This window comes from Streptomyces sp. NBC_00525 (assembly GCF_036346595.1).
Lineage (GTDB): Bacteria > Actinomycetota > Actinomycetes > Streptomycetales > Streptomycetaceae > Streptomyces.
On sequence record NZ_CP107834.1, the window covers coordinates 5,680,502 to 5,704,856 of the forward strand.

At 72.8% G+C, this 24,355-nt stretch carries 24 protein-coding genes; 18 read left to right on the plus strand and 6 right to left on the minus strand.

What is annotated here, in order from left to right; genetic code table 11:
• Window positions 1-135 precede the first annotated feature (135 nt).
• From OG710_RS24970 to OG710_RS24995, 6 genes are all read left to right on the plus strand, one after another.
• Window positions 136-537 (plus strand): rodlin, encoded by a 402-nt coding sequence (locus tag OG710_RS24970; RefSeq protein WP_330241309.1) that lies wholly within the window; start codon window positions 136-138, stop codon window positions 535-537.
• A 232-nt stretch (window positions 538-769) separates the two neighbouring features.
• Window positions 770-1,003, plus strand: coding sequence for a chaplin (locus OG710_RS24975; protein WP_330241310.1), 234 nt, complete (start codon window positions 770-772; stop codon window positions 1,001-1,003).
• Between the two features lie 214 nt (window positions 1,004-1,217).
• The gene (locus OG710_RS24980) at window positions 1,218-1,520 is read left to right on the plus strand and encodes a hypothetical protein (RefSeq protein WP_330241311.1); all 303 of its coding nucleotides are present in this window, start codon (window positions 1,218-1,220) and stop codon (window positions 1,518-1,520) included.
• A gap of 156 nt (window positions 1,521-1,676) precedes the next feature.
• On the plus strand, window positions 1,677-2,087 hold the full coding sequence (locus OG710_RS24985) for a rodlin (RefSeq protein ID WP_111339672.1): 411 nt from the start codon (window positions 1,677-1,679) through the stop codon (window positions 2,085-2,087).
• 116 nt (window positions 2,088-2,203) lie between these two features.
• The gene (locus tag OG710_RS24990) at window positions 2,204-2,386 is read left to right on the plus strand and encodes a hypothetical protein (RefSeq protein ID WP_330241312.1); all 183 of its coding nucleotides are present in this window, start codon (window positions 2,204-2,206) and stop codon (window positions 2,384-2,386) included.
• A gap of 119 nt (window positions 2,387-2,505) precedes the next feature.
• Window positions 2,506-2,916 carry a rodlin gene (locus OG710_RS24995; protein ID WP_330241313.1) on the plus strand — a complete coding sequence of 137 codons (411 nt, stop codon included), beginning with the start codon at window positions 2,506-2,508 and terminating at the stop codon, window positions 2,914-2,916.
• Window positions 2,917-3,050: 134 nt separating this feature from the next.
• Here OG710_RS24995 and OG710_RS25000 read toward each other — a convergent pair whose 3' ends face one another.
• A complete protein-coding gene (locus OG710_RS25000) occupies window positions 3,051-3,551 on the minus strand; it encodes a DUF5949 family protein (RefSeq protein WP_330241314.1) in 501 nt (166 codons plus the stop codon).
• A gap of 337 nt (window positions 3,552-3,888) precedes the next feature.
• On the opposite strand from OG710_RS25000, the gene rsgA reads away from it, so the two are divergent.
• The gene (gene rsgA / locus OG710_RS25005) at window positions 3,889-5,061 is read left to right on the plus strand and encodes a ribosome small subunit-dependent GTPase A (protein WP_330241315.1); all 1,173 of its coding nucleotides are present in this window, start codon (window positions 3,889-3,891) and stop codon (window positions 5,059-5,061) included.
• Between the two features lie 96 nt (window positions 5,062-5,157).
• The gene (locus OG710_RS25010; RefSeq protein WP_330241316.1) at window positions 5,158-6,591 is read left to right on the plus strand and encodes a DNA-3-methyladenine glycosylase 2 family protein; all 1,434 of its coding nucleotides are present in this window, start codon (window positions 5,158-5,160) and stop codon (window positions 6,589-6,591) included.
• Here the strand turns inward: OG710_RS25010 and OG710_RS25015 are convergent.
• Entirely contained in the window at window positions 6,516-6,998 is a 483-nt protein-coding gene (locus tag OG710_RS25015; protein ID WP_330241317.1) for a DUF456 domain-containing protein, read from the minus strand. The two genes, OG710_RS25010 and OG710_RS25015, sit on opposite strands and share 76 nt — an antisense overlap.
• A gap of 51 nt (window positions 6,999-7,049) precedes the next feature.
• On the minus strand, window positions 7,050-8,027 hold the full coding sequence (locus OG710_RS25020; protein WP_330241318.1) for a helix-turn-helix domain-containing protein: 978 nt from the start codon (window positions 8,025-8,027) through the stop codon (window positions 7,050-7,052).
• A gap of 77 nt (window positions 8,028-8,104) precedes the next feature.
• Between OG710_RS25020 and OG710_RS25025 the strand changes: the two genes are divergently transcribed.
• From OG710_RS25025 to OG710_RS25070, 10 genes are all read left to right on the plus strand, one after another.
• A complete protein-coding gene (locus OG710_RS25025) occupies window positions 8,105-9,616 on the plus strand; it encodes a protein phosphatase 2C domain-containing protein (RefSeq protein WP_330241319.1) in 1,512 nt (503 codons plus the stop codon).
• 114 nt (window positions 9,617-9,730) lie between these two features.
• Entirely contained in the window at window positions 9,731-11,473 is a 1,743-nt protein-coding gene (locus tag OG710_RS25030) for a pyruvate dehydrogenase (RefSeq protein ID WP_330241320.1), read from the plus strand.
• A 129-nt stretch (window positions 11,474-11,602) separates the two neighbouring features.
• Window positions 11,603-14,161 (plus strand): phosphatidylinositol-specific phospholipase C domain-containing protein, encoded by a 2,559-nt coding sequence (locus OG710_RS25035; protein ID WP_330241321.1) that lies wholly within the window; start codon window positions 11,603-11,605, stop codon window positions 14,159-14,161.
• 117 nt (window positions 14,162-14,278) lie between these two features.
• On the plus strand, window positions 14,279-15,439 hold the full coding sequence (locus tag OG710_RS25040; RefSeq protein ID WP_330241322.1) for an NAD(P)/FAD-dependent oxidoreductase: 1,161 nt from the start codon (window positions 14,279-14,281) through the stop codon (window positions 15,437-15,439).
• A gap of 73 nt (window positions 15,440-15,512) precedes the next feature.
• Window positions 15,513-15,851: a (2Fe-2S)-binding protein gene (locus OG710_RS25045; protein WP_111338924.1), complete on the plus strand. Its 339-nt coding sequence runs from the start codon at window positions 15,513-15,515 to the stop codon at window positions 15,849-15,851.
• Entirely contained in the window at window positions 15,832-17,292 is a 1,461-nt protein-coding gene (locus OG710_RS25050; protein ID WP_330241323.1) for an FAD/NAD(P)-dependent oxidoreductase, read from the plus strand. The genes OG710_RS25045 and OG710_RS25050 overlap by 20 nt, the downstream gene beginning before the upstream one ends.
• A gap of 47 nt (window positions 17,293-17,339) precedes the next feature.
• Window positions 17,340-18,248: a dihydrodipicolinate synthase family protein gene (locus tag OG710_RS25055; protein ID WP_330241324.1), complete on the plus strand. Its 909-nt coding sequence runs from the start codon at window positions 17,340-17,342 to the stop codon at window positions 18,246-18,248.
• Between the two features lie 14 nt (window positions 18,249-18,262).
• Entirely contained in the window at window positions 18,263-19,264 is a 1,002-nt protein-coding gene (locus tag OG710_RS25060; protein ID WP_330241325.1) for a proline racemase family protein, read from the plus strand.
• Window positions 19,265-19,352: 88 nt separating this feature from the next.
• Window positions 19,353-20,072, plus strand: coding sequence for a GntR family transcriptional regulator (locus OG710_RS25065; protein ID WP_330241326.1), 720 nt, complete (start codon window positions 19,353-19,355; stop codon window positions 20,070-20,072).
• A gap of 204 nt (window positions 20,073-20,276) precedes the next feature.
• Entirely contained in the window at window positions 20,277-22,649 is a 2,373-nt protein-coding gene (locus tag OG710_RS25070) for a M9 family metallopeptidase (RefSeq protein ID WP_330241327.1), read from the plus strand.
• Between the two features lie 9 nt (window positions 22,650-22,658).
• Here OG710_RS25070 and OG710_RS25075 read toward each other — a convergent pair whose 3' ends face one another.
• The 3 genes from OG710_RS25075 to OG710_RS25085 form a co-directional block, all read right to left on the minus strand.
• Window positions 22,659-23,048: a barstar family protein gene (locus tag OG710_RS25075; protein WP_330241328.1), complete on the minus strand. Its 390-nt coding sequence runs from the start codon at window positions 23,046-23,048 to the stop codon at window positions 22,659-22,661.
• Between the two features lie 80 nt (window positions 23,049-23,128).
• Window positions 23,129-23,521: a ribonuclease domain-containing protein gene (locus OG710_RS25080; RefSeq protein WP_330241329.1), complete on the minus strand. Its 393-nt coding sequence runs from the start codon at window positions 23,519-23,521 to the stop codon at window positions 23,129-23,131.
• 87 nt (window positions 23,522-23,608) lie between these two features.
• Complete coding sequence (locus OG710_RS25085) at window positions 23,609-24,199, minus strand: TetR/AcrR family transcriptional regulator (protein WP_330241330.1); 591 nt, start codon at window positions 24,197-24,199, stop codon at window positions 23,609-23,611.
• Window positions 24,200-24,355 lie beyond the last annotated feature (156 nt).

Sequence of the window (24,355 nt, forward strand, 5' to 3'; positions counted from 1 at the left end):
TCAGTATGTCTCGATCACTTTCGTACGGACGTCCGTGTCTCCCCGGCATACGGGTGAATAGTGATAACCAAACGCCGGGCGACGAGTTGGTCAGGGCGCTCCGGTTCGGGGCATCCAGTACGAGAAGGGTTCATCGTGATCAAGAAGGTCCTGGCTACGGGTGCTGTCGCCGCCTCCATCCTCGGGCTCGGCGCCACGCAGGCGATGGCCATCGGCAACGACGGCGGTACGACCACGGTCAACGGCAACGGCGCCACCGAGGTGCTCGGCAACGCCGAGACGTACGGCGACGGCAGCCCGCAGTTCGACCTGGTCCAGGGCTCCCTGAACAAGGCCTGCGTCGGTCTGCCGCTCAAGGCGAACCTGGGTTCGCTGATCGGTCTCGTCCCGATTACGGTCCAGGACGTCAACGTCCTGTCCAACCCGCAGAACCAGCAGTGCACCGAGAACTCCACCCAGGCCAAGGGCGACGAGCCGCTGTCGCACATCCTGGACGGCATCCCGGTCCTCTCGGGCAACGGCGCCGGCAACCGCTGATCCGGCCGTCTCCGGGCCCGGCTCGTCGGCGTTCCTCCTCCGACGGTCCGGGCCCGTTGCTGCCCACACTGCATCATTCGGGCGGTATTGATGAAATGTTCCTCTTGGGCAGTTTCGCCCACCGCCCCACATCGTTACGTATGACAGCGGCGGGGTCACGAGCGATCAGGTCCGCGCTCGTGCGGCACGAAAGCCGTGGCCGCTCCGGACTCCGCCCAGGAAAGGGTTTGAAGTGAAGTACACCAAGATCGCCGCCGTCGCCGCCGGTACCCTCATGGCCGTCGGTGCCGCCACCCCGGCCTTCGCCGACGCGGGCGCCGAGGGCGCCGCAGTCGCCTCGCCGGGCGTCGTCTCGGGCAACACCATCCAGGTTCCGATCAACATCCCGATCAACCTGTGCGGCAACACCATCGACGTCGTCGGCGTGCTGAACCCGGCCTTCGGCAACACCTGCGTCAACGCCTGATCAGGGCGCGTCGAATTTCTTCGGCGCGGAATGCCCCGGACCGCTCGAACCGCGGTCCGGGGCATTCCTGTTGAAGAAAGCGGGGTTCCCCCAGTTGCCCCGGCGCCGTCGCGTCGTTAGGCAAGGGGAAAGCGGCGGAAGTCACGGCCACGGAAGGTTCGTACGGCGCGGGGACGCGACCGGAAATTCCGCCGCAGCAGAAGGGAACCCGAAAGTGAAGTACGCGAAGTCCGCCGCGCTCGTCGCCGGTTCCGTGATCGCGCTCGGCACGGCAGCCCCCGCCTTCGCCGCCGTCGCCACGCCCACGGCCCCCAGCTTCAGCCTCGACGGCGGCGTCAACCAGGTGATCGCGGCCGCCCCGCAGGTGGTCGACCCCGTCGTCGGTGCCGTCGACTCCGTCAGCGACACCACCGACCGCCTCCACGAGGACGGCACCGTGGCCAGGGTCGCAGGTCAGGCCACCGGAGCGGTGCAGGACGCGGCGCCCCTCCTCGGCGGCCTGCCGGTCGGCCGCTGACCCGAGCCGACGACGCGTGCGTCCGTTCGATCGCACGCGAACTCCGGCCGTGTACGCACCTTTCGGGTGATGTGCCAGAACCATTCCCGCGCCGCCGAGTTGATCAGTGCGCTCGGCACCGGCGGGCAACCAGAGAAGAACCAGAAGGGCAGTTTCATGATCAAGAAGATGATGGCCTCGGCAGCCGTCGCCGCATCGATCGTCGGCGTCTCCGCCGCGGTCGCCCCGTCGGCCATGGCCATCGGCAACGACCAGGGCACCACCACCCTGAACGGCAACGGTGCCGTGCAGTCGTACGGCAACTCCGCCACCCACGGCGACTGGAGCCCGCAGTTCGCGCTCATCCAGGGCTCGCTCAACAAGCCCTGCATCGCCCTGCCGGCCAAGGTCAACGCCGGTTCGCTGCTCGGCGTCGTGCCGATCTCGGTCCAGGACATCAACGTCCTGTCCTCGCCGCAGAACCAGCAGTGCACCGAGAACTCCACCCAGACCAAGGGTGACGAGGCGCTGTCGCACATCCTGGACGACATCCCGATCCTCTCGGGCAACGGCGTCGCCAACGACTGACGGGCGTCGACACAGCCCTTCCCGCACGGCCCAGTGGTCGCCCGAACGGGCGCCCCGCTGGGCCGTGTGCCGTAGTGGGGGCGGCCGGTTCCCGCCGTAGCGGGTAGGGCCCCCGCATGGACCAGCAGCACAGCCGGCATCCGTCCGGCACCACCCCGATCTACGACCGGCTCCTCGCCGAATGGCAGGCCGCCCGCACCGCGCCGGTCCCGGCGCCGCCCGCACCCTCCGGCCCGCTCCGCGCGGCCGGACTCGTGCCGGCGGCCCGTACCCCGGACCGGCCGGGCGACCGGGGATGACACCGGTCGATCGAACTCATGCGGGATCGAACCCATTTGGGTGGATCAGCGGAACCGAAACGTCCGCACGGGGTTGATCAGTACGTTCCAGAACGGAACGCTCCGAAAGGTGAAGCGTGATGAAGAAGATGATGGCCGGCGCGGCAGTGGCCGTGTCCCTGGTCGGGCTTTCGGCCGTCGCGGCCCCCTCGGCCATGGCGATCGGTAACGACGGTGGCACCACCACCCTCAACGGCAACGGTGCCACCAGCGCCGTCGGCAACGCCGCGACCCACGGCGACGGCAGCCCGCAGGCCCAGCTCGTCCAGGGCTCGCTCAACGACCTGTGCCTGGGTGTTCCGGTCAAGGTGAACGCGGGCTCGCTCGTGGGTCTGCTCGTGCCGATCACGGCCCAGGACATCAACGTCCTGTCCTCGCCGCAGAACCAGCAGTGCGCCGACAACTCCACCCAGGCCAAGGGTGACGAGGCCCTGTCGCACCTGGTCAACGGCATCCCGGTCCTCTCCGGGAACGGCGTCGGCAACAACTGACTCCGTACGCCCGCGGCGGGCGGCCCGGCCTCCGGGTGGTCCGTCGCGCGTCGTCCGTCCTGTGCGACGTGTGCGTAACGCATGACCGAGGCCCACCGCCCCGTCCGGGTGGTGGGCCTCAGCCATGGGCCGGGTCAGCGCAGGCCGCGCACCGGAAGCACGCAGTGCGCCGAGGTCGCGATGACGTCCGGGTCACCGGCGAAGGCCCGCAGCTCCGCCTCGCCCACCGGGAGTCCGGGAGCGCCCTGCGGCCAAGGGCGGGTGGCGAACATCGCGTGCACCTCGCCCATGCCGTTGGCCGCGGCCAGCCATTCGGAGCGGACCGGGTACTGCGCGGTGAAGTGCGGCAGGGTCAGCACGGCCTGACCGGCCTGGACGAGGAGCTTCACGGAGAGTCCCGGCGTCTCGTCGGCGCGAACCGAGGGGCCGCCGACGGTCAGCCCGGCGCGCTGCAGCGCGATGCGCATGGCGTGCTCGCCGACCACCGGCCCCTCCGCTCCGTCGCCCAGCGAATAGGCGAGAAGGAAGGCGGCGTCGTGCCCGCTCTGCTGGTACTCGCCGTTCCAGCCGATCAGGATGAGAGAGCCCAACTGGGCCGGGGTGAACGAGCCGGAGGCTGTCTGGGGGGAGGTCATGTGCCGCACCCTAACCGTCCGCGACCGGTCCAACTCCATGCGTATCACCCGATCGAGGGACGACTGTTGACGATCCGGTCCGCGCGGAATAATGCGTTGAGCCGCCGGAGCCCATGGGGCTATGGTGTGCGGCGAGACGGACGGCCGACCGGCCGCCGGAAGAGCACATGGACGAATGTGGAGGTGAGGACGTTGATGACGGCCGTTGCGATGGGCGCTGCCCACAAGTCGAACAAGTCGAAGTTTCTCGTTTCCACCTCTGTGGCCACCGGCTGACTCTCCGAAGACCTCCGCGCCGACGCGCGCACCGCCGGGGCCGCCCTGTGAAGGGTTTCCCTTGTCTCTCCCGTCTTCCTCCTCTTCCTTCTCCACCTCTCTCTCCACCGCTTCCCACCCCCTCGCCGCCTACGGCTGGGACGACGACTGGGCGGACGCGTTCGCCCCGTACGCCGCCCAGGGCCTGGTGCCCGGCCGGGTGCTGCGGGTGGACCGCGGGCGCTGCGACCTGATCACGCCCGAGGGCACGGTCCTCGCGGACACCGCCTTCGTCGTGCCCCGCGACCCGATGCGGATCATCTGCACCGGCGACTGGGCCGCGGTCGACGCCGAGGGCGACCCGCGCTTCGTGCGGGCGCTGCTGCCGCGCCGCACCGCGTTCGTCCGCTCCACCTCGTCCAAGCGCTCCGAGGGCCAGGTGCTCGCCACCAACATCGACCACATCGCCATCTGCGTCTCGCTGGCCGTGGAACTGGACCTGGGCCGGGTCGAACGCTTCCTGGCCCTCGCCCTGTCCAGCTCCGGCGGGGACGCCCTCCTCGGCGCGGCCGCCGGGGCGGGGGAGCGGACCGCCGAACCCCTCGTCGTCCTCACCAAGGCCGACCTGGTCCCCGACGCGGTCACCCTCTCCCATCTCGTCCAGGACATCGAGCGCATCGCGCCCGGCGTCCAGGTGCTGCCCGTCAGCTCCGCAAGCGGCGAGGGCATCGACGTGTTCTCGGCGATCGTCTCCGGCGGCACGAGTGTGCTCCTCGGCACCTCCGGGGCCGGCAAGTCCACCCTCGCCAACACGCTGCTCGGCCAGGACGTGATGACCGTCCGGGCCGCCCGCGACGTGGACGGCAAGGGCCGGCACACCACCACCACCCGCAACCTGCTCGTTCTGCCCACGGGCGGGGTCCTCATCGACACCCCCGGACTGCGCGGGGTCGGCCTCTGGGACGCCGAGGTCGGGGTCGGCCAGGTCTTCTCGGAGATCGAGGACCTGGCCGAGGAGTGCCGCTTCCACGACTGCGCCCACGAGGCGGAGCCGGGCTGCGCCGTGCGGGCCGCGATCGAGGACGGCGTCCTGCCCGAGCGCCGCTTCGACAGCTACCGCAAGCTCCTGCGCGAGAACCAGCGCATCGTCGCCAAGACCGACGCCCGCGTCCGGGCCGAGATCCGCAAGGACTGGAAGCGCAAGGGCGCCGAGGGCAGGGCCGCGATCGACGCCAAGCGCGGCCGGCTCCGCTAGGGGATTTGTCAGACACCCCCTAGCCGCACCATCCCCTGGTCGACGTCCGAAAACCGCGAGTGACGTCGCGGTGCCGGGCGCACACTGGACGGTGTGATGGACGAGACGACCAGGTACGAGGCGGTGAGCAGCCGCGACGCCCGTTTCGACGGCGAGTTCTTCTTCGCCGTCGAAACGACCGGCATCTACTGCCGGCCGAGCTGCCCCGCCGTCACCCCGAAGCGGCGGAACGTCCGCTTCTACCCGACGGCGGCGGCCGCCCAGAGCCACGGCTTCCGGGCGTGCCGCCGCTGCCGCCCGGACGCCGTGCCCGGCTCCGCCGAGTGGAACGTGCGGGCCGATGTGGTCGGGCGCGCCATGCGGATGATCGGCGACGGCGTGGTGGACCGGGAGGGCGTCCCCGGGCTCGCCCACCGGCTCGGCTACAGCCCCCGCCAGGTGCAGCGCCAGCTCAACGCCGAACTGGGCGCCGGACCCGTCGCCCTGGCCCGCGCCCAGCGCGCCCACACCGCCCGCGTGCTCCTCCAGACCACCGCCCTGCCCGTCACCGAGATCGCATTCGCGGCCGGTTTCCACAGCGTCCGGCAATTCAACGACACCGTCCGCCGGATCTACGCCCGCACCCCCAGCGCCCTGCGCGCCGAGGCCGGGACGGGGCTCGGCACCCCGGTCCGCGCCTCCCGCACCACCACCGGCATCCCGCTCCGGCTCGCCCACCGGGGCCCCTACGCGGCCCGCGACGTCTTCGACCTGCTCGCCGCCGGTACGGTCGCCCGCGTCGAGGAGGTCACCGGCGAGCCCGGCCGCCGCACCCACCGGCGCACGCTGCGCCTGCCGTACGGGACCGGCGTCGCCGCCGTGGACGAGCGGTCCGCCGGGAACTGGCTGGACGCCCGCATCCACCTCACCGATCTGCGCGACCTCACCACCGCCGTGCAGCGGCTGCGCCGGCTGTTCGACCTGGACGCCGACCCGTACGCCGTGGACGATCTGCTGGCCGCCGACCCGGCGCTCGCCCCGGACGTGGCGGCCCGGCCGGGCGTCCGCTCGCCGGGCACCGCCGAAGCGGAGGAGTTCGCCGTACGGGCGCTGGTGGGCGACGCGGCGGCGGGGGAGCTGGTCGAGGCGTACGGCAAGGTGCTGGACCTGCCGCACGGCGGACTCACCCACCTCTTCCCGGAACCGGCCGTGCTCGCCGAAGCATCCGCCGACCCGGCCCTGCGGGCGCTGACGACGGCCCTGGCGGACGGCACCGTACGGCTGGACGCCGGCGCCGACCGGGACGAGGCCGAACAGGCACTCCTCCGGCTGCCCGGCATCACCCCCGCCACCGCCGCGCTGATCCGCATGCGCGGCCTCGGCGACCCCGATGTGGACCCGTACGGCCTCCGGGGCGCCTCCCGCTGGCGCCCCTGGCGCTCGTACGGTGTGCGCCGGACCCGGACGGCGGATGCTCAGCCCCAGACCAGCGCGCCCAGCCAGGCGCCCGCCACCAGCAGGCAGGCGAACAGTTCGACCAGCACCGAGTAGCCGGTCGCCCGCATCACCGAGCGCACCGACGCCCAGCCCGCGCCCCGGCTGCCGAGCCGCAGCCGCTCCGCCCCGTAGATCACCCCGACGTATCCGGCGACGGCCCCGACCACGGGCACGACGAAGAAACCGGCGATCGCGCCGAGGCCGCCCAGCAGCAGCGTCCGGCGCGGCGCGCCCGACTCACGCGGCCGGCGCGGCGGCAGCAGCGGTTTCAGCGCCTGGTTCAGCAGCAGCAGCGCCGTGGCCCCGATCAGTACGCCCCAGGCCACCGGGGTCATGTCGGTGAGCGCCCACCACAGGACGGCGGCCCAGACGATCGCCTGCCCCGGCACACCCGGCACCAGGACACCGATCAGGCCGAGCAGCATCACCAGACCGACGGCGACGAGCTGCCACACACTCATCTGACCAGCGTGCCGGAGTCCGCCGCCTCCCGCCCGTCCAGGCAGACACCCCTAGCGGGCCACCCAGCCGCGTTCGTAGGCGTGCCAGCCGAGCTGGAGCCGGGTCGAGACGCCGGTCAGCTCCATCAGGCCCTTGACCCGGCGCTGTACGGTCCGCAGCCCCAGGTCCAGCTGCTTGGCCACGCTCGCGTCCGTCAGACCCGCCAGCAGGAGCGACAGGATCTCCAGATCCATCGGGTCCGGACCACCCGGCTCCGCCACGACCGCGCCGCTCTCCCCGAGCCGCAACGGCATCGCCTCGCGCCACACCGCCTCGAACAGCCCCGTCAGCGATTCCAGCAGGCCCGAGGCGTGCACCACCAGGGCGGCGGGTTCGGCGCCCCGCCCGGTCAGCGGCACCATCGCCAGTGCCCCGTCCGCGATCACCAGCTTCGTCGGCACCCGTGGCACCACCCGGCACCGCTCGTTGCGGCTCAGCGCCGCCGACAGCTCCAGAATGCCCGACTCCAGGCCCAGCACCTCGCGCTCGATCACCACCCGGAACGACACCCCGCGCGCCGCGGCCTCCTCCTCGGACTCGTTCTCCAGGCCGCTGACCGCCATCGGCTTCCCGGTGACCAGGGCGCACACCTCGCTCGTCGCGCCCAGCTGGAGCTGATGGAACCGGTGCGCGACGGCGCTCGCGCCCGTGACCACCTCGACCAGGTCGTGGACGGCCGGTTCGGCCGCGTCGGCCCGGTACTCCTCGGCGAGCAGGACCGCCGCCAGCTCCGCCTGCTCCAGCTGATGGCGCCGCCGGGTGAGCAGGGCCCCCAGCGCCACGCCGGGCGGCGCCGCGACCCAGCGGCCCGTGCGGGCGGAGGACTGGGCGGCCAGCCCGTGCTGTTCGAGCCGGCGCAGTGCGCGCTCGGTGTCCTGTTCGGGCAGGGCCAGCCGGTGCGAGAGATCGGACAGCTCGGCGGCCCCCATCGCCACGAGGGCGCGGTACGCCGACTCCTGCCTCTCGTCGAGACCTATGGCTCCCAGCATCCCCGACCCCTCCCCGTCTCCCCGCCCATTTTCCCGATGCCCGTTTTCGTGCGGCCCCGGCGGTCGACAATAAAGGCATGAGTCAGCAGGGGGAGAGGCCGGCGGCCCACGAGGACGACTGGTGGCGCAGGCTGTACGACGAATCCGCTCCGGACACGGGGGCGAGCCAGGCGGCCGACAGTCTCGACGACCGCTTCGACTCGGCCTCCGGCACGGTGGCCTCCGGCCCGGACCGGGCGTACGGCACGACGGAGGTGCCGGAGGAACGGCTTGAGCCCGCAGCCCCGGAACGGACGCCGGAACCGGAACCTGTGCTGCCGGAACCAGAACCGGAACCAGTGCTGCCGAAACCGGAGCCGGAGCCCGAGCCGGAACCCGTAACCGTATTCCGCGCGCCGGAACCCGCGCCCGTGCCCGGCCGCCTCCAGCTTCGCGCTCCGTGGGAGCCGCCGGTGGGCCCCTCGCTGCCGCGTACGTTTCCGGGGCCCGCGCCCGAGCCGGTCGCCCCCGAGCCGCCCGCGCCCGTGCCGGACCCCCGGATCGCCGCCGACGACGCCGATGCCGCCCACGACGAGGCGCGGGATCTCGCGCGGCCGGGCGCCGTCGCCCATGTGGGGGATCGGCCGCCCACCTACGACGCCGAGCCCACCGCGCTGCCCGCGACCGACCCGTACGAACTGGACCGGGTCGTTCCGGACACCGTCCTCGACGGGGCCTCGTACGGGGGCTACACCCTGCGCGCCGCCTCCGTGCGCGGGGACTCCGCGCGGTTCCGGGGCGAGCCGCGCCGCGACGCGCTGCTGACGGCCCGCTTCGGCAGCGGCGACGGCGCCCTGGTCCTCGTCGCCGTGGCGGGCGCCTCGCGGGGCGCGGAGGGGGCGTTCACCGCGTCGGCCGACGCCTGCCGCTGGATCGGTGAGGCCGTGGGCCGCAGCCATGTCCGGCTGGCCGACGACATAAGGGCGGGCCGCCGGGCCGACCTCAAGTCCGGGCTGCACCGGCTCACCGACCGCGCCTACGGCAAGCTGCGGGCCCGCGCCGCCGGACTCGGCGTGGAGCCGGACGCGTACACCGCGAGCCTGCGCTGTCTGCTGTTGTCCGCCGACCCCGGCTGCCGCACCCGGGTCTTCTTCGGGATCGGCGGCGGCGGCCTCTTCCGGCTCCGCGACGGCGAATGGCACGACCTGGAACCGGCGCTGCCGCCGCCCGCCGCGCTCAGCGGCGATCCGGTGGTCGGCTTCGGCTCGTCCGCGCCGGAGGGTACGCCGGAGAGCGGACCGGAGGGCGACCGGCTGACGATGGACCTGGGCATCACGACCGGCCCGGCCCCATTCGTCGAGGACCCGCTGCCGCCGCCCGCCGAACCGTTCCGCTTCCGGGCCTCCGTCGCCCGGCCGGGGGACACCCTGCTGCTGTGCGGCACGGGCCTCGCGGACCCGCTGCGCGAGGAGCCCGAGCTCGCCGGGGAACTCGCGGCGCGCTGGTCGCCGGTGGCGGCGCCGGGCCTCGGCGACTTCCTCGCCGACGTCCGGATCAGGGTGAAGGGGTACGCCGACGACCGCACGGCGGTCGGCGTCTGGGAGGCGTAACGGCGCGGGCCATGGGTTGATGGACTCCGGACACCCGTCCGGTCCGGGGTTTGGCTCCCCGCGTTCCGGACAGCCGGATGTGCACGGAGCACGGGCAGAGGGAGTGCGTCACCCATGGCCAAGCAGAATGTCTCGGAGCAGTTCGTCGACATCCTCGCCCGCGCGGGCGTCAAGCGGCTGTACGGCGTCGTGGGGGACAGCCTCAACCCGGTCGTCGACGCCGTCCGGCGCCACCCGGACATGGACTGGATCCAGGTCAGGCACGAGGAGACGGCGGCGTTCGCGGCGGGCGCCGAGGCGCAGATCACCGGCACGCTCGCGGCCTGCGCCGGCTCGTGCGGCCCCGGCAACCTGCACCTGATCAACGGCCTGTACGACGCCCACCGCTCCATGGCCCCGGTGCTCGCGCTCGCCTCGCACATCCCGTCGAGCGAGATCGGCCTCAACTACTTCCAGGCGACCCACCCCGAGCTGCTCTTCCAGGAGTGCAGCCACTACAACGAGATGATCTCCAACCCGCAGCAGATGCCCCGGCTGCTCCAGACGGCCATCCAGCACGCGGTCGGTCAGGGCGGGGTCAGCGTCGTGACGATGCCGGGCGACGTGGCGGGGCAGCCGGCCCCCGAGCGGTCCGCCGAGCACGCGCTGGTCACCTCGCGGCCCACCGTGCGGCCGGGCGACGGCGAGATCGAGAAGCTGTGCCGGATGGTGGACGAGGCCAAACGGGTGACGCTGTTCTGCGGCAGCGGCACGGCCGGGGCGCACGCCGAGGTGATGGAGTTCGCCGAGCGGGTCAAGGCCCCGGTCGGGCACGCGCTGCGCGGCAAGGAGTGGATCCAGTACGACAACCCGTTCGACGTCGGGATGAGCGGGCTGCTCGGCTACGGCGCGGCGTACGAGGCCACCCACGAGTGCGATCTGCTGATCCTGCTGGGCACGGACTTCCCGTACAACGCCTTTCTGCCCGACGACGTGAAGATCGTGCAGGTGGACGTGCGGCCCGAGCACCTGGGCCGGCGCACCAAGCTGGACCTGGCCGTCTGGGGGGACGTACGCGAGACGCTGCGCTGTCTGACGCCGAGGGTGAAGGCGAAGAGCGACCGCAAGTTCCTCGACCGGATGCTCAAGAAGCACGCGGACGCCCTGGAGGGCGTGGTCAAGGCGTACACCCGCAAGGTCGAGAAGCACATTCCGATCCACCCCGAGTACGTGGCCTCGGTGCTGGACGAACTCGCCGACGACGACGCGGTGTTCACCGTCGACACGGGCATGTGCAACGTCTGGGCGGCCCGCTATCTGTCGCCCAACGGCAAGCGGCGGGTGATCGGTTCGTTCAGCCACGGCTCGATGGCCAACGCGCTGCCGCAGGCGATCGGGGCGCAGTTCACCGATCGCGGCCGGCAGGTCGTCTCGATGTCGGGCGACGGCGGATTCACCATGCTGATGGGCGACTTCCTGACGCTCGTCCAGTACGACCTGCCGGTCAAGGTCGTCCTGTTCAACAACTCCTCGCTGGGCATGGTCGAGCTGGAGATGCTGGTCGGCGGACTGCCGTCGTTCGGGACGACCAACAAGAACCCCGACTTCGCGGCGGTGGCGCGCGCGGCGGGGGCGTACGGGGTCCGGGTCGAGAAGCCCAAGGAGCTGACGAGCGCCCTCAAGGACGCGTTCAAGCACAAGGGTCCGGCGCTCATCGACGTGGTCACCGACCCCAACGCGCTCTCCATCCCGCCGAAGATCAGCGCGGACATGGTGACCGGCTTCGCCCTGTCCGCCAGCAAGATCGTCCTGGACGGCGGGGTGGGCCGGATGGTCCAGATGGCCCGCTCCAACCTCCGCAACGTGCCCCGGCCCTGACGGGGTTGGCGGTTCGGTAGCGAGCGGGTCCGGCGCTAACGGGGCGGGGTTAGCGGGGGGTTACCGAGAATTCAGCGTGCCGCGGGATGCTCCGGGAGACCACTGTGCATACTCTCCCGGAGACCTTGCGTGAAACACCGTATTGCGGAGACGGCCTGGTGGCGCAGAGCCGCCACCCTGCTCACCGCGCTCGTGGCCATGGCCGCGACGATCACCGTCCTGAGCCCCGGAACGGCGTGGGCGGCGCTGCCGGACGACACCGACAACCCGGCCTACCGGTCGCTGGGCAAGGCGGACAACCCCGACTGGATGAAACCCCTCGGCGACAACACCTCGATCGGCGCGCTCTCCATTCCCGGAACGCACGAGACGCTGTCGATCCGCGGCGGCGACAGCACCTACACCCAGCAGAACGGCGGCCCCAGCGCCCAGACCCTGGCCGCCCAGCTCCAGGCGGGCATCCGCTCCATCGACATCCGGGTACGGGTGATCGGCGGCAGCTTCACGATCCACCACGGCAAGGTGTACCAGGACGCGAACTTCGCCGACGTCCTCGCGGTGCTGGGCCAGTTCCTCACGGCACACCCGAGCGAGACCGTGATGATGCACCTGCGGGCCGAGTGCGACAACAGCGCCGGCCCGTTCAGCTTCGACTGCAAGGACGATCCGAGCAGCACGACGGCCGCGGACCGTGTCGACGTGTTCCGCAAGTACCTCGACCAGGACCCCAACGCCCGCTTCTTCTGGGCGCCCGCGGTCAGCGGCGCCGGACAGGCGGCCGTTCCCTCCCTGGGCGAGGTACGCGGCAAGGTCGTCCTGGAGCGCTTCCGCAACGTGGGCGACTACAGCGGGAACTACGGCCTCACCGCGAACAGCTTCTTCATCCAGGACGAGTACAAGGTGCCGGACATCTTCGGCGGCATCGACACCAAGGTCGACCAGGTCGTCAACCATCTGACGGCGGCCGACAACGACACCGACCCCCAGCACATCTACCTCAACTACACCAGCGGCTCCAGCACCGGCGCCTACCCCAAGGCCGTGGCCGACCGGGTGAACGAACGGGTCCTCGGGCCGATCGGAGCCGTACGCAACCGCACCGGTGAAGTCCTGATGGACTACCCCGGATACGCGATGATCAACACGATCATCGGGCTGAACCCGCCCGCGCCCGAGCCGCCCGTCTGGCAGGTGCCGAGGCTCGCGGTCATGCCCCTCGGCGACTCCATCACGCTCGGCGTCGGCAGCGGCGACCGCACCGGCTACCGGCCCGCGCTGGCGAGCGCCCTCACCCGGCACGCGGGCGCCCTGGAGTTCGTCGGCTCGCAGGTCGACGCCGACGGGGTGACCCACCACGAGGGGCACTCGGGCTGGCTCATCGAGCAGCTGCAGGCCAACATCGAGACCTGGCTCGCCGAGGCCCGGCCCAATGTGGTGACCCTGCACATCGGCACCAACGACATGAACCGCGACAACCGGGTGTCCACCGCCCCGCAGCGGCTGGGCACGCTCATCGACCAGATCCACGCCGCATCGCCCGACACCGCGGTCGTGGTCGCCTCGCTCGTCCCCGCCACCGACCCGGCCGTCCAGGCCCGCATCGACACGTACAACGGGGCGATCCCCGGCATCGTCGCCGACCGGGCCCAGCGCGGCTACAAGATCGCCCAGGTGAGCATGGGCGCGCTGACCACCGGTGACCTCAACGACAACCTGCACCCCAACAACAGCGGCTACGCCAAGATGGCGGACGCCTTCCTCGGCGGCATCGCCGACGTCGCCGGCCGGGGCTGGATCAAGGAGACCGTCGAGGTCAAGCCGGCACCGCCGCGCGCCGCTTCGGCCCTCGGGGACTACGACGTGGACATCAACGCCGACGGCCGGGCCGACTACCTCGTGGTGAGCGCCAACGGGGCCGTGCGGGCCTGGCTCAACACGGCCGACCCCGCCACCGGCGCGGTGAAGTGGTCCGACCAGGGGGTCATCGCCTCGGGTTCCAGTGCGTGGACCGCCGACCAGGTGCGCTTCGCGGACGTCGGGGGCGACGACCGCGCCGACTACCTGGTGCTCGACCCCGGCAACGGGGCGGTGCGCGCGTTCATCAACACCGGCGGCGACGGCCGGGGCGGCTGGCAGGACAAGGGCGTCATCGCCACCGGCTCCAGCGGCTGGACCGGTGCCCAGGTCCGCTTCGCCGATGTGGGCGGCGACGCCAAGGCCGACTACCTCGTCGTCGGCGCCAACGGCTCCACCCGCGCCCTGCTCAACACCACCGACCCCGCCACGGGCGCGGTGAAGTGGTCCGACCAGGGGGTCATCGCCTCGGGTTCCAGTGCGTGGACCGCCGACCAGGTGCGCTTCGCGGACGTCGGGGGCGACGCCAAGGCCGACTACCTCGTCCTCGCGGACCAGGGCGCCACCCACGCGTACGTCAACACGGGCGGCGACGGCCGCGGCGGCTGGTCCGACCAGGGCGTCATCGCCACCGGCTCCTCCGGCTGGCTCGCCAACCAGGTCCGCTTCGCCGACATCAGCGGTGACGGCCGCGCCGACTACCTCGTCCTCGACGAGAACGGCGCCATCCACGCCTACCTCCACACCGTGGGCAGCACCGGGGCCGTCAAGTGGGCCGACCAGGGCGTGATCGCCACCGGTACCGGATCGCCCGCCTCCAGCGTCCGGATCTGATCCGGCCCGGCCGTCCCCGCCCACGCGGGGACGGCCGGCAGCCGACGCCCCCGGGGGGCAACTTCCTTCGTGATGCGGCCTCTTGGCACCCCCAGAACCATGTGACATATTACTGGCGTGTTCACGAGACAGCCGCTGGACGTCGTCGTGGTCGGAGCCGGTGTCGTCGGCGCCGCCTGCGCCTACTACGCCACCCGGTCCGGACTCGCGGTCGCGGTGGTGGACGCCGGACCCGTCGCCGGCGGGACCACGGGCGCGGGGGAGGGCAACCTCCTGGTCTCCGACAAACCCCCCGGCCCCGAACTCGCCCTCGCCCGGCTCTCCGCCGAACTGTGGCGCGAGCTGGCCGGCACGCTGCCCCCGGCGATCGAGTACGAGCGGAAGGGCGGCCTCGTCGTCGCGGCGGACGAGGCGTCCCTGGCCGGCCTGACCGCGACCGCCGCCGGACAGGCCGCCGCCGGGGTACGCACCGAGGCCGTCGCCGCCGGCGAACTGCCCGACCTGGAACCCCATCTGGCGCCCGGCCTCGCGGGCGGCGTCCGCTACCCGCAGGACGCCCAGGTGCAGCCCGCGCTCGCCGCCGCCCACCTGATCCGCGCCGCCCGCGACGCCGGAGCGCGTCTGCACCCCGGCAGCCCGGTCACCGCCCTGCTCACCTGCCCCACCGGAGCGGTGCGCGGCGTCCGCACCCCGGCGGGCGACCTCCTCGCCCCGGCCGTGGTCAACGCGACGGGCGTCCGGGGCGGCGAGTTCGCCGCGCTGGCCGGGGTGGAACTGCCCGTCCTGCCCCGGCGCGGGTTCGTCCTGGTCACCGAACCGCTGCCCCCGCTGATCCGGCACAAGGTGTACGCCGCCGAATACGTGGCCGACGTCTCCAGCGCGTCCGCCGCCCTCCAGACGTCACCGGTAGTCGAGGGCACCGCCGCCGGGCCCGTCCTGATCGGCGCCAGCCGGGAGCGCGTCGGCTTCGACCGCACCCTGTCCGTGCCCGTGATCAGCGCGCTGGCCGGCGCGGCCGCCGCGCTCTTCCCGGTCCTGAACACCGTCCGGGTGATGCGCGCCTACCACGGTTTCCGCCCGTACCTGCCCGACCACCTCCCCGCCATCGGCGCCGACCGCCGCGTCCCCGGCCTCTTCCACGCCTGCGGCCACGAGGGCGCGGGCATCGGTCTCGCCCCGGCCACCGCGGTCCTGGTCACCGCCGCGCTCCGGGGCGAGGAACCGCCGCTGGACCCCGCCCCGTTCAGCCCGGACCGCTTCGGCCCCGGCGCCGGATAGCGCGCCGCCCGCCGAGACCCGCGCCGGACCGACCTTCCCCCGTACCCGCCCGCACGACGAGACAGGAGCCCCGGTGAGACGAGCACGCCGACGCGAACCCGCCCGCACCCCGGCCGGCCTGGCCGGTGCCGAGCCGGGACCGGGGTTCGAGATCACCTTCGACGGACGGCCGCTGCGCGCCCTGCCGGGGCAGAGCGTCGCGGCCGTGCTGTGGGCCGCCTCCGTCCTCAGCTGGCGCACCACCCGGAACAACGGGCGCCCGCGCGGCGCCTTCTGCGGGATCGGCTCCTGCTACGAGTGCCTGGCCACCGTCAACGGCCGGCCCAACCTGCGCGCCTGTCTGCTGCCCGCCCGGCCCGGCGACGCCGTCACGACCCAGGAGGGGACCGGACATGACGCACCGCGCCCCTGACCGCGCCGACCTCGCCGTGGTGGGCGCCGGACCCGCCGGGCTCGCCGCCGCCGTCACCGCGGCCGACGCCGGACTCCGGGTGCTTCTGCTCGACGCGGCCGACGCCCCCGGCGGCCAGTACTACCGCGCACCCGCCCCCGGACTGCACGCCACCCGGCCCGAGGCCCTGCACCACCACTGGCCCGCCTTCACCGCGCTCACCGCCCGCCTCGACCGGCACCGCGCCACCGGGCGCGTGCGCCACCTCACCGGCCACCACGTCTGGACGATCGCCCGAACCGGCGAGGACTGGACCCTGCACACACTCACCGGCCCGGAGAGCTCCCACACCACCACACCGGACGACCCCGCCGCCATCGCCCCGCGCGCCCGCCGCATCCTCGTCGCGACCGGCGCCACCGAACGCCAACTCCCCTTCCCCGGCTGGACGCTGCCCGGCGTGGTCGGCGCGGCCGGCGCCCAGGCCATGCTCAAGTCCGGGCTCGTCCTGCCCGGCCGGCGCGTCGTCGTCGCCGGAAGCGGACCGCTGCTCCAGGCCGTCGCCCTCTCCCTGGCCAGGGCCGGAGCCCGCGTGCCCGCACTGGTGGAGGCCGCCGGATACGGGGCGTACGCCCGCGCGCCCCTGGTCCTGGCCGGCAACCCGGACCGGCTCGCCGAGGGCGCCCGCCACCGGGCGGGGCTCGCCCGGCACGGGGTGCGGCTGCTCCCGCACCGCGCCGTCACCGCCGTCCACGGCACCGGCCGGGTGGAAGGCGTCACCGTCAGCCGGCTCGACCGCGACTGGCGCCCGCTGCCGGGAACCGGGCGGCGCATCGACTGCGACGCGCTCGCCGTGGGCCACGGCCTCGTCCCGCACATCGACCTCGCCGCCCAACTCGGCTGCGCCACCCGGACCGGCACGGACGGATCGCCCGCCCTGGAACTCGACGAGGAGCTGCGCGCCAGCGTGCCCGGCGTCTGGGCGGCCGGCGAGACCGGCGGCATCGGCGGGGTCCGGCTCGCCCTCGCCGAAGGGGAGCTGGCCGCCCTGTCGGTGATCGCCGACGCACGGGACGGCCGCCCCGCACGGGACCGGGGCCGCGCCGCGCGACTGCGGCGCGCGCGGCGGCGGATGCGCCGGTTCGCCGGGCTCATGGGCGCCGTGCACCGGCCGGGGCCCGGATGGACGGACTGGCTCGCCCCGGACACCGAGGTCTGCCGGTGCGAAGAGGTCACCGCGGGCGCGATCCGCAGCGCCGTCGGCGACCTGGGCGCGGCCGACACCCGTACCGCCAAGCTCCTCACCCGAGCCGGCATGGGCTGGTGCCAGGGCCGCACCTGCGGCTTCGCCGTCCGTGCCCTCGCCGGACCGCCCACCGGCGAAACCCCCGACCGCAGGCCGCTCGCCTGCCCGGTCCCGCTCGCCGCGCTCGCCCGGACCGACCCGTCCGGCGACGCGTGAACACGCGACACGCCCGCATCCGCATCCCCGCAACCCGAGGAGCCCACATGACGGCCGACTCCACCCGCACCGACGCGCCCTGGCGGGGCGTCATGGTCGCGACCCCGCTCACCCTGCACGAGGACCGGTCCATCGACTTCGACGCGTACGCCGCCCACGTCCGCGACCTCATCGAAGCGGGCTGCGACGGCGTGGTGCCCAACGGCTCGCTGGGGGAGTACCAGACCCTCAGCGACCGGGAGCGCCGGGACGTCGTACGCGTCGCCGTGGAGGCGGCCGGCGACGGGGCCAGAGTGATGCCCGGCGTCTCCTCGTACGACAGCGCCCAGTCCCGGCGCCGGGCCGAGGAGGCCGCCGAGGCCGGCGCCGGCAGCGTCCTGCTGCTGCCGCCCAACGGCTACTCCTGCGAGGAGGAGGCCGTCCGCGCGCACTACGCCGAGGTGGCGGCGGCCGGGCTGCCCGTCGTCGCCTACAACAACCCGTACGACACCAAGGTGGACCTGACCCCCCGGCTGCTGGGACAGCTCCACGCGGAGGGGTCGGTCGTGGCCGTCAAGGAGTTCAGCGGCGACGTCCGCCGGGCGTACGAGATCGCCGAGGAGGCACCCGGCCTCGACCTGCTCGTGGGCGCCGACGACGTCCTGCTGGAACTCGTCCTGGCCGGGGCGGTCGGCTGGATCGCCGGCTGCCCCAACATGCTGCCGGCCGGCTGCGTCGAGCTGTACCGGGCGGCCGTCGCCGGCGACCTGGAGCGGGCCCTGCCGCTCTACCGGCGGCTGCATCCGCTGCTGCGCTGGGACTCCAAGCCGGAGTTCGTCCAGGCCATCAAGGCGTCCATGGACGTCGTCGGCCGGCACGGCGGCCCCACCCGGCCGCCCCGGCTGCCGCTCGGCGCCGACGCCCTGGCCGCCGTACGCGCCGCCACCGAGAAGGCGCGCGCCGAGGGCCTGGACTGAGAGGGGGACGACGCATGCGCAGCCGTCACGTCTTCCACGCCGTCGACTCGCACACCGAGGGCATGCCCACCCGCGTCGTCACCGGCGGGATCGGCACGCTCCCCGGCGCCACCATGGCCGAGCGCCGGGCGTACTTCACGGCGCACCGGGACGCGGTGCGCACCCTGCTGATGTACGAGCCGCGCGGCCACGCCGCGATGAGCGGCGCCGTCCTCCAGCCGCCGACCCGCCCCGACGCCGACTTCGGGGTGCTGTTCATGGAGGTCTCCGGCTGTCTGCCGATGTGCGGGCACGGCACCATCGGGGTGGCCACCGTGCTGGTCGAGACCGGCCTGGTCGAGGTCACCGAACCGGTCACCACCGTACGGCTGGACACCCCGGCCGGACTGGTGTGCGCGGACGTCCGGGTGGAGGGCGGGGCCGCCACCTCCGTCACCCTCACCAACGTCCCCGCGTTCAGCGCGGGGCTCGGGCTGACCGCGAAGGTGCCCGGGTTCGGGGAGGTGCCGTACGACCTCGCCTACGGCGGCAACTTCTACGCGATGGTTCGCCTGGAGGATCTGGGCCTGCCGTTCGACCGGGCGCGCAAGGACGAACTGCTGGCGGCCGGGCTCGCGTTGATGGACGCGGTCAACGCGGCCGACCGGCCGGTCCACCCGCTGGACGCGGGCATCCACGGGCTCAAGCACGTCCAGCTGATCGCGCCCGGCTCCGACGCCCGGCACTCGCGGCACGCCATGGCCATCCACCCCGGCTGGTTCGACCGTTCGCCGTGCGGCACCGGTACGTCGGCGCGGATGGCCCAGCTGCACGCGCGCGGCGAACTCGGCCTGGACCGGGACTTCGTGAACGAGTCCTTCATCGGCACCCGGTTCACCGGCCGGCTGGTCGGCGAGACGGAGGTGGCCGGGCTGCCCGCGGTCGTCCCCACGGTCACCGGACGGGCCTGGATCACCGGGACCGCGCAGTACTTCCTCGACCCGGACGACCCGTTCCCCGAGGGCTTCCTGCTGTGAGACCGCACCCGCGTGGGGGGCAACGTGACATTGTATTCTGACCGGCACGACGCCCCCTGCGTCCCCGCACGGTGCTGGAGGAACGAACATGGCCCGCCTGACGTCGCTCGGCGCGCTCACGGCGCAGGAGCATCTGCGCGACCAGGTGGCGCACGCGCTGCGGGCGGCGCTCATCTCCGGCGAGCTGCGGCCGGGCACGGTCTACTCGGCGCCCGCGCTCGCCGCCCAGTTCGGCGTCTCCGCCACCCCCGTTCGTGAGGCGATGCTCGACCTGGTCCGCGAGGGCCAGGTCGAGGCCGTCCGCAACAAGGGCTTCCGGATCACCGAGCTGACCGAGCAGGACCTGGACGACTTCACCGAGCTGCGCGCGATGATCGAGGTGCCCACGGTGGGCCGGATCGCGCGGATGGGGCTGACGCACGAGCTGGAGGCGCTGCGGCCGGTCGCCCTGGAGATCGTCGACGCCGCCCGGCGCCACGACATCCTGGACTATCTGGAGGCCGACCGCCGCTTCCACCTCGCCCTGCTCGCGCTGGCCGGCAACCGCCGCCTCGTCGAGCAGGTCGGCGAACTGCGCAAGCGCTCCCGCCTCTTCGGCCTGGACCGGCTCGCCGAGTCCGGGCAGCTGACGGCGTCGGCCGAGGAGCATGTGCAGCTCCTCGACCTGGTGGTGGCCGGGGACGCGCCGGGCGCTGAGGCGTGCATGCTCGCCCATATGTCGCACGTCCGCTCCCTGTGGGCCGACGGCGAGGGAACCCGGCCGGGCCTGTCCGCGCGGGCAGCCTCGCGTTCCCAACTCCCCCTGTAGCAACGCGCGCCGACGCGTTCAGGAATGTTGTCACGGCCGCTTCCTAAGACCATGTGACATGTGCCATTGTACTGACGGTCGCGCTGAGGTCGTGTCCATGTCATTCCGTGGCAGTCAACCCCCATCCCCGTCCGGCCTCACCCCGCGCCATCCCCCACGGCCGCGCAACGACGCGCGGTCCCCCACACCGCTGGGAGGCGGCACGTGAAGAAACGAACGGCCCGACAGAGATTCACCACACTCTCCACCGCGGCCCTGGCGGCCTGCCTCGGCGCCGGCATGCTCGCCGGCCCCGCGTGGGCCGCCGAACCCCGGCCCACCGCCCCGTCCACCGCGAGCGCGACCGCCGCCGCGCAGACGACGGCGGGCGACCCGGCCGCACCCGAGCCCGGCGGCCCCGCCGCCGAGGCCGCCACCGCGCCCGCACAGGACCCGGCCCACCTGGACGGCGCCGCCCTCAGCCCCGCCGACCGGGCCCCGCTCAGCGCCTCCAAGGACGCCCTGCGGCGCGACTACGACGACCCGAGCGCCGCCCGCCCGAGCCACCCGGCGCCCTCCATGCGGGCCGCGGCCCGTACCACCGCGAAGGCCGCCGCCTGCTCCGTGGCCGACTTCACCAGCCGCACCGGCAGCGCCCTCGTCCAGCAGATCAAGGCGTCCCCGACCGACTGCGTCAACACCCTGTTCTCCGTCAAGGGCAACGACGGCTACCTCGCCTTCCGCGAGGCCCAGATGGTCACCGTCGCCAACGCCCTGCGCGACGGATCGGCCGCCTACCCCGGCGACGGCAGCACCGGCATGCCGCAGCTGGTGCTCTATCTGCGCGCCGGCTACTACGTGCAGTACTACGACCCCGGCACCGTCGGCGACTACGGCACCGCCCTGCGCACCGCCATCCAGGGCGGCCTGGACGCCTTCTTCGCCTCGGCGCACTCCCGCGACGTCACCGACGCCAACGGCGAGACCCTGGCCGAGGCCGTCACCCTCATCGACAGCGCCGAGCAGAACGCCCGCTACCTGTACGTCCTCAAGCGGCTGCTGGCCGACTACGACTCCTCGTACGACGGCTCCTGGTACATGCTCAACGCGGTCAACAACGTCTACACCGTGACCTTCCGGGGCCACCAGCTGCCCGCCTTCGTCAGCGCCGTCGAGACCGACCCGAGCCTGCTCGACGCCCTCGCCGGCTTCGCCCGCGACCATCTCGACCTGCTGGGCACCGAACGGTCCTACCTCGCCTCCAACGCCGGCCGCGAACTGGCCCGCTTCCTCCAGGAGAACTCCCTGCGGCCCAAGGCGAAGCCGCTGGTCATCGACCTCCTCGGCCGCAGCTCCCTGACCGGGCCGACCGCTCCGCTGTGGGTGGGCCTCGCCGAGATGGCCGACTACTACGACAGCGCGAACTGCTCCGCGTACGGCACCTGCGATCTCGCCGCCCGCCTCAAGAGCGCCGTACTGCCCATCTCGTACACCTGCAGCGACAGCATCCGCATCCTCGCCCAGCAGATGTCCTCCGCCGACCTGACGAAGGCGTGCACCAGCCTGCGCGGCCAGGACGCCTACTTCCACCAGGTGGCCAGGGACAGCGGGCCCGTCGCCGGGGACCGCAACACCACCATCGAGGTGGTCGTCTTCGACTCCAGCACCGACTACCAGACCTACGCCGGAGCCATCTACGGCATCGACACCAACAACGGCGGCATGTACCTGGAGGGCGACCCGGCGGCGGCCGGCAACCAGCCGAGGTTCATCGCGTACGAGGCCGAGTGGGTCCGGCCCGACTTCCAGATATGGAACCTCAACCACGAGTACACCCACTACCTCGACGGCCGGTTCGACATGGCGGGCGACTTCGCCGCCGGGGTCAGCACCCCGACCGTCTGGTGGATCGAGGGCTTCGCGGAGTACGTCTCCTACTCGTACCGCGACGTCGTCTACGACGACGCCGTCACCCGGGCCGCCGCGCACACCTACCCGCTGCGCACCCTGTTCGACACCACCTACGAGAACGCCGACCAGACCCGCGTCTACAACTGGGGCTACCTGGCCGTCCGTTACATGCTCCAGTCGCACCGCGCCGATGTGGACAAGCTCCTCGGCCTGTACCGCGCCGGTGACTGGAACGGCGCCCGCACCCTGCTCACCACCACCATCGGCAACCGCTACGACGCCGACTGGAACACCTGGCTGACCGCCTGCGCCTCCGGCGACTGCGGCACCCTGAGCGATCCGCCGACCCAGCCCACCGCCCAGTGCACCGGCAGCGACATCCGCGAACTGGGCCAGGACTGCGCCCGCGACGGGCAGCACGCCACCCGCGGCGACTACTCCTACCTGTACCTCTACATACCCGCGGGCACCGAGCGGCTGACCATCACCACCAGCGGCGGCACCGGCGACGCCGACCTCTACTACAGCGCCAACGGCTGGGCGACCACCGGCTCGTACACCGCCAGGGCCACCGGCGACGGCAACGCGCACACCCTCACCATCGACCGCCCGGCCGCCGGGGCACACTTCATCAGCCTGTACGCCGTGCGGGACTTCGGGCAGGTGAGCGTCGCGACGAGCTACTGACCCCGGACCTCAGAGCAGCCTCAGTCCGTCCGCCCCCGCCCGGTCCCGGATGATCTCCACCAGCCGGTCGAAGAGGGTCGGACCCCGCCCCGCGGCCGCCCGCGCACACTCCTCGCGCAGGCGGCCGCGGTTGCTCTCATGGGCGCGGGCGGCCAGCCGCTCCAGGTAGCGCGCGGTCTCCGCATGCCCCAGCGCCCGCGCCGAGCGCGCGTGATCGCGCCACTCGAAGACGAAGTCGCCGTCGTCCGGCGTGCCCATGCCGCCGGACAGACAGTCCGCGAAGGCGTCGAGGTTCCGGCCGAAGTACCCACCGGGCCCGTTCACCGCCTCGCCGACCGCGGTCCAGAAGCTGTCCGCGCCGGTGACCCCGGAGCCCTCGATCACATAGGTCACGGTCATGGGGCGAGCGTACAAGCCGCACCGCCCGGCAGGGGTCCGCGCCGCAGGTGGGGGACTGCGACGCGGACCGGACAGGCGGTTCAGCAGCCGTACGCGATGAGGTCGAACGTCGCGTAGTGATCGGCGGTGTAGTAGTCCTCGCGGTACTCCTCGCCCGTCACGACGCGGCGCGCGCCGCGCGTCGGGGAGCCGGGCGTGATCACGGTGTACTCGTGGTAGTAGCCGGTGTCCTGCGAGGGCAGCACACCCTCACGGTTCTGGAAGACGGTGCCGTCCTGGCGGTACGGGAACGGGCCGCCGGACTCGATGAGATCCAGGGTGTCGTGGGCCTGGGACGGCAGGTCCGAGTAGCAGACGCTGCCGACCGACGAGGCCGTCGCGGAGGCGGTCGCCGTGACGGGGCCGCCGATGAGGAGAGCGGACAGAAGGGCGGCGGCGCCGCCGAGCGTGGTGATCCGTGGGGGGATTCGCATATCCCATGATGACGCGCGTAGACCCTGCCGCGTCAACGCCGATTCGGGTGAACTTTTGGTGAGTTGACCGAGGAGGGGGTGTACGGATCAGGGGCTGACCGAGCGCCAGATGTGCTCCGGAACCGTGCGCGCCGCCTCCTCGATGTCGATGTCCCCGAGGGCGAGCCAGCGGCGCGCGATGCCCGTCACCGGCCCCAGGATCAGCGACTCCAGCACGGGCAGCGGCAGCGCGACCAGCTCGCCCGACTCCCGGTGGGCGTGCAGCCAGGCGGCGAGCGGGGCGATCCGGGCCTCCTGCGCGCCCCGGATCTGCCGTGCGTCCGTGACCAGTTCGCGGTCGGCGGTGACCGAGTGCATGAGCCGGGAGGCGTCCGGATGCTCCTGGACGAAGCGCAGGTACGCCTCCGTGACCGCGTGGACTCCGGCGCGCGCGCCCGTCACCCGGCCGAGCTCGCCGGCCAGTTCCTCCAGGAGCCGGCCGAGCCAGGACTGCGCCAGGGCGAGCACCACTCCGTGCAGGCTGCCGAAGTGGTGGTAGATGCTGCCGGTGCTCACCCCGCTCGCCGAGGTGATCGCGGCGAGCGTCAGCCCCGCCTCGCCCCGTGACGCGTACAGTTCCAGGGCGCTGTCGAGGACCTGCGCGGCCGTGGCGGCGCCCCGCTGCTGCTTCGGACTCATCCACGCACCCCCATTTCCGGAACCGAACACTCCCCATGGTGCCGTCCGGGACAGCGTAGAAGAAGATTCCAGAATTTTTTCCGGAAGTTGTTCCAATCGGTTCCGCCTTTGCTTCACACTGAACGTTCGCCGCGCCAAGTCGCGGCCGCAGATGGG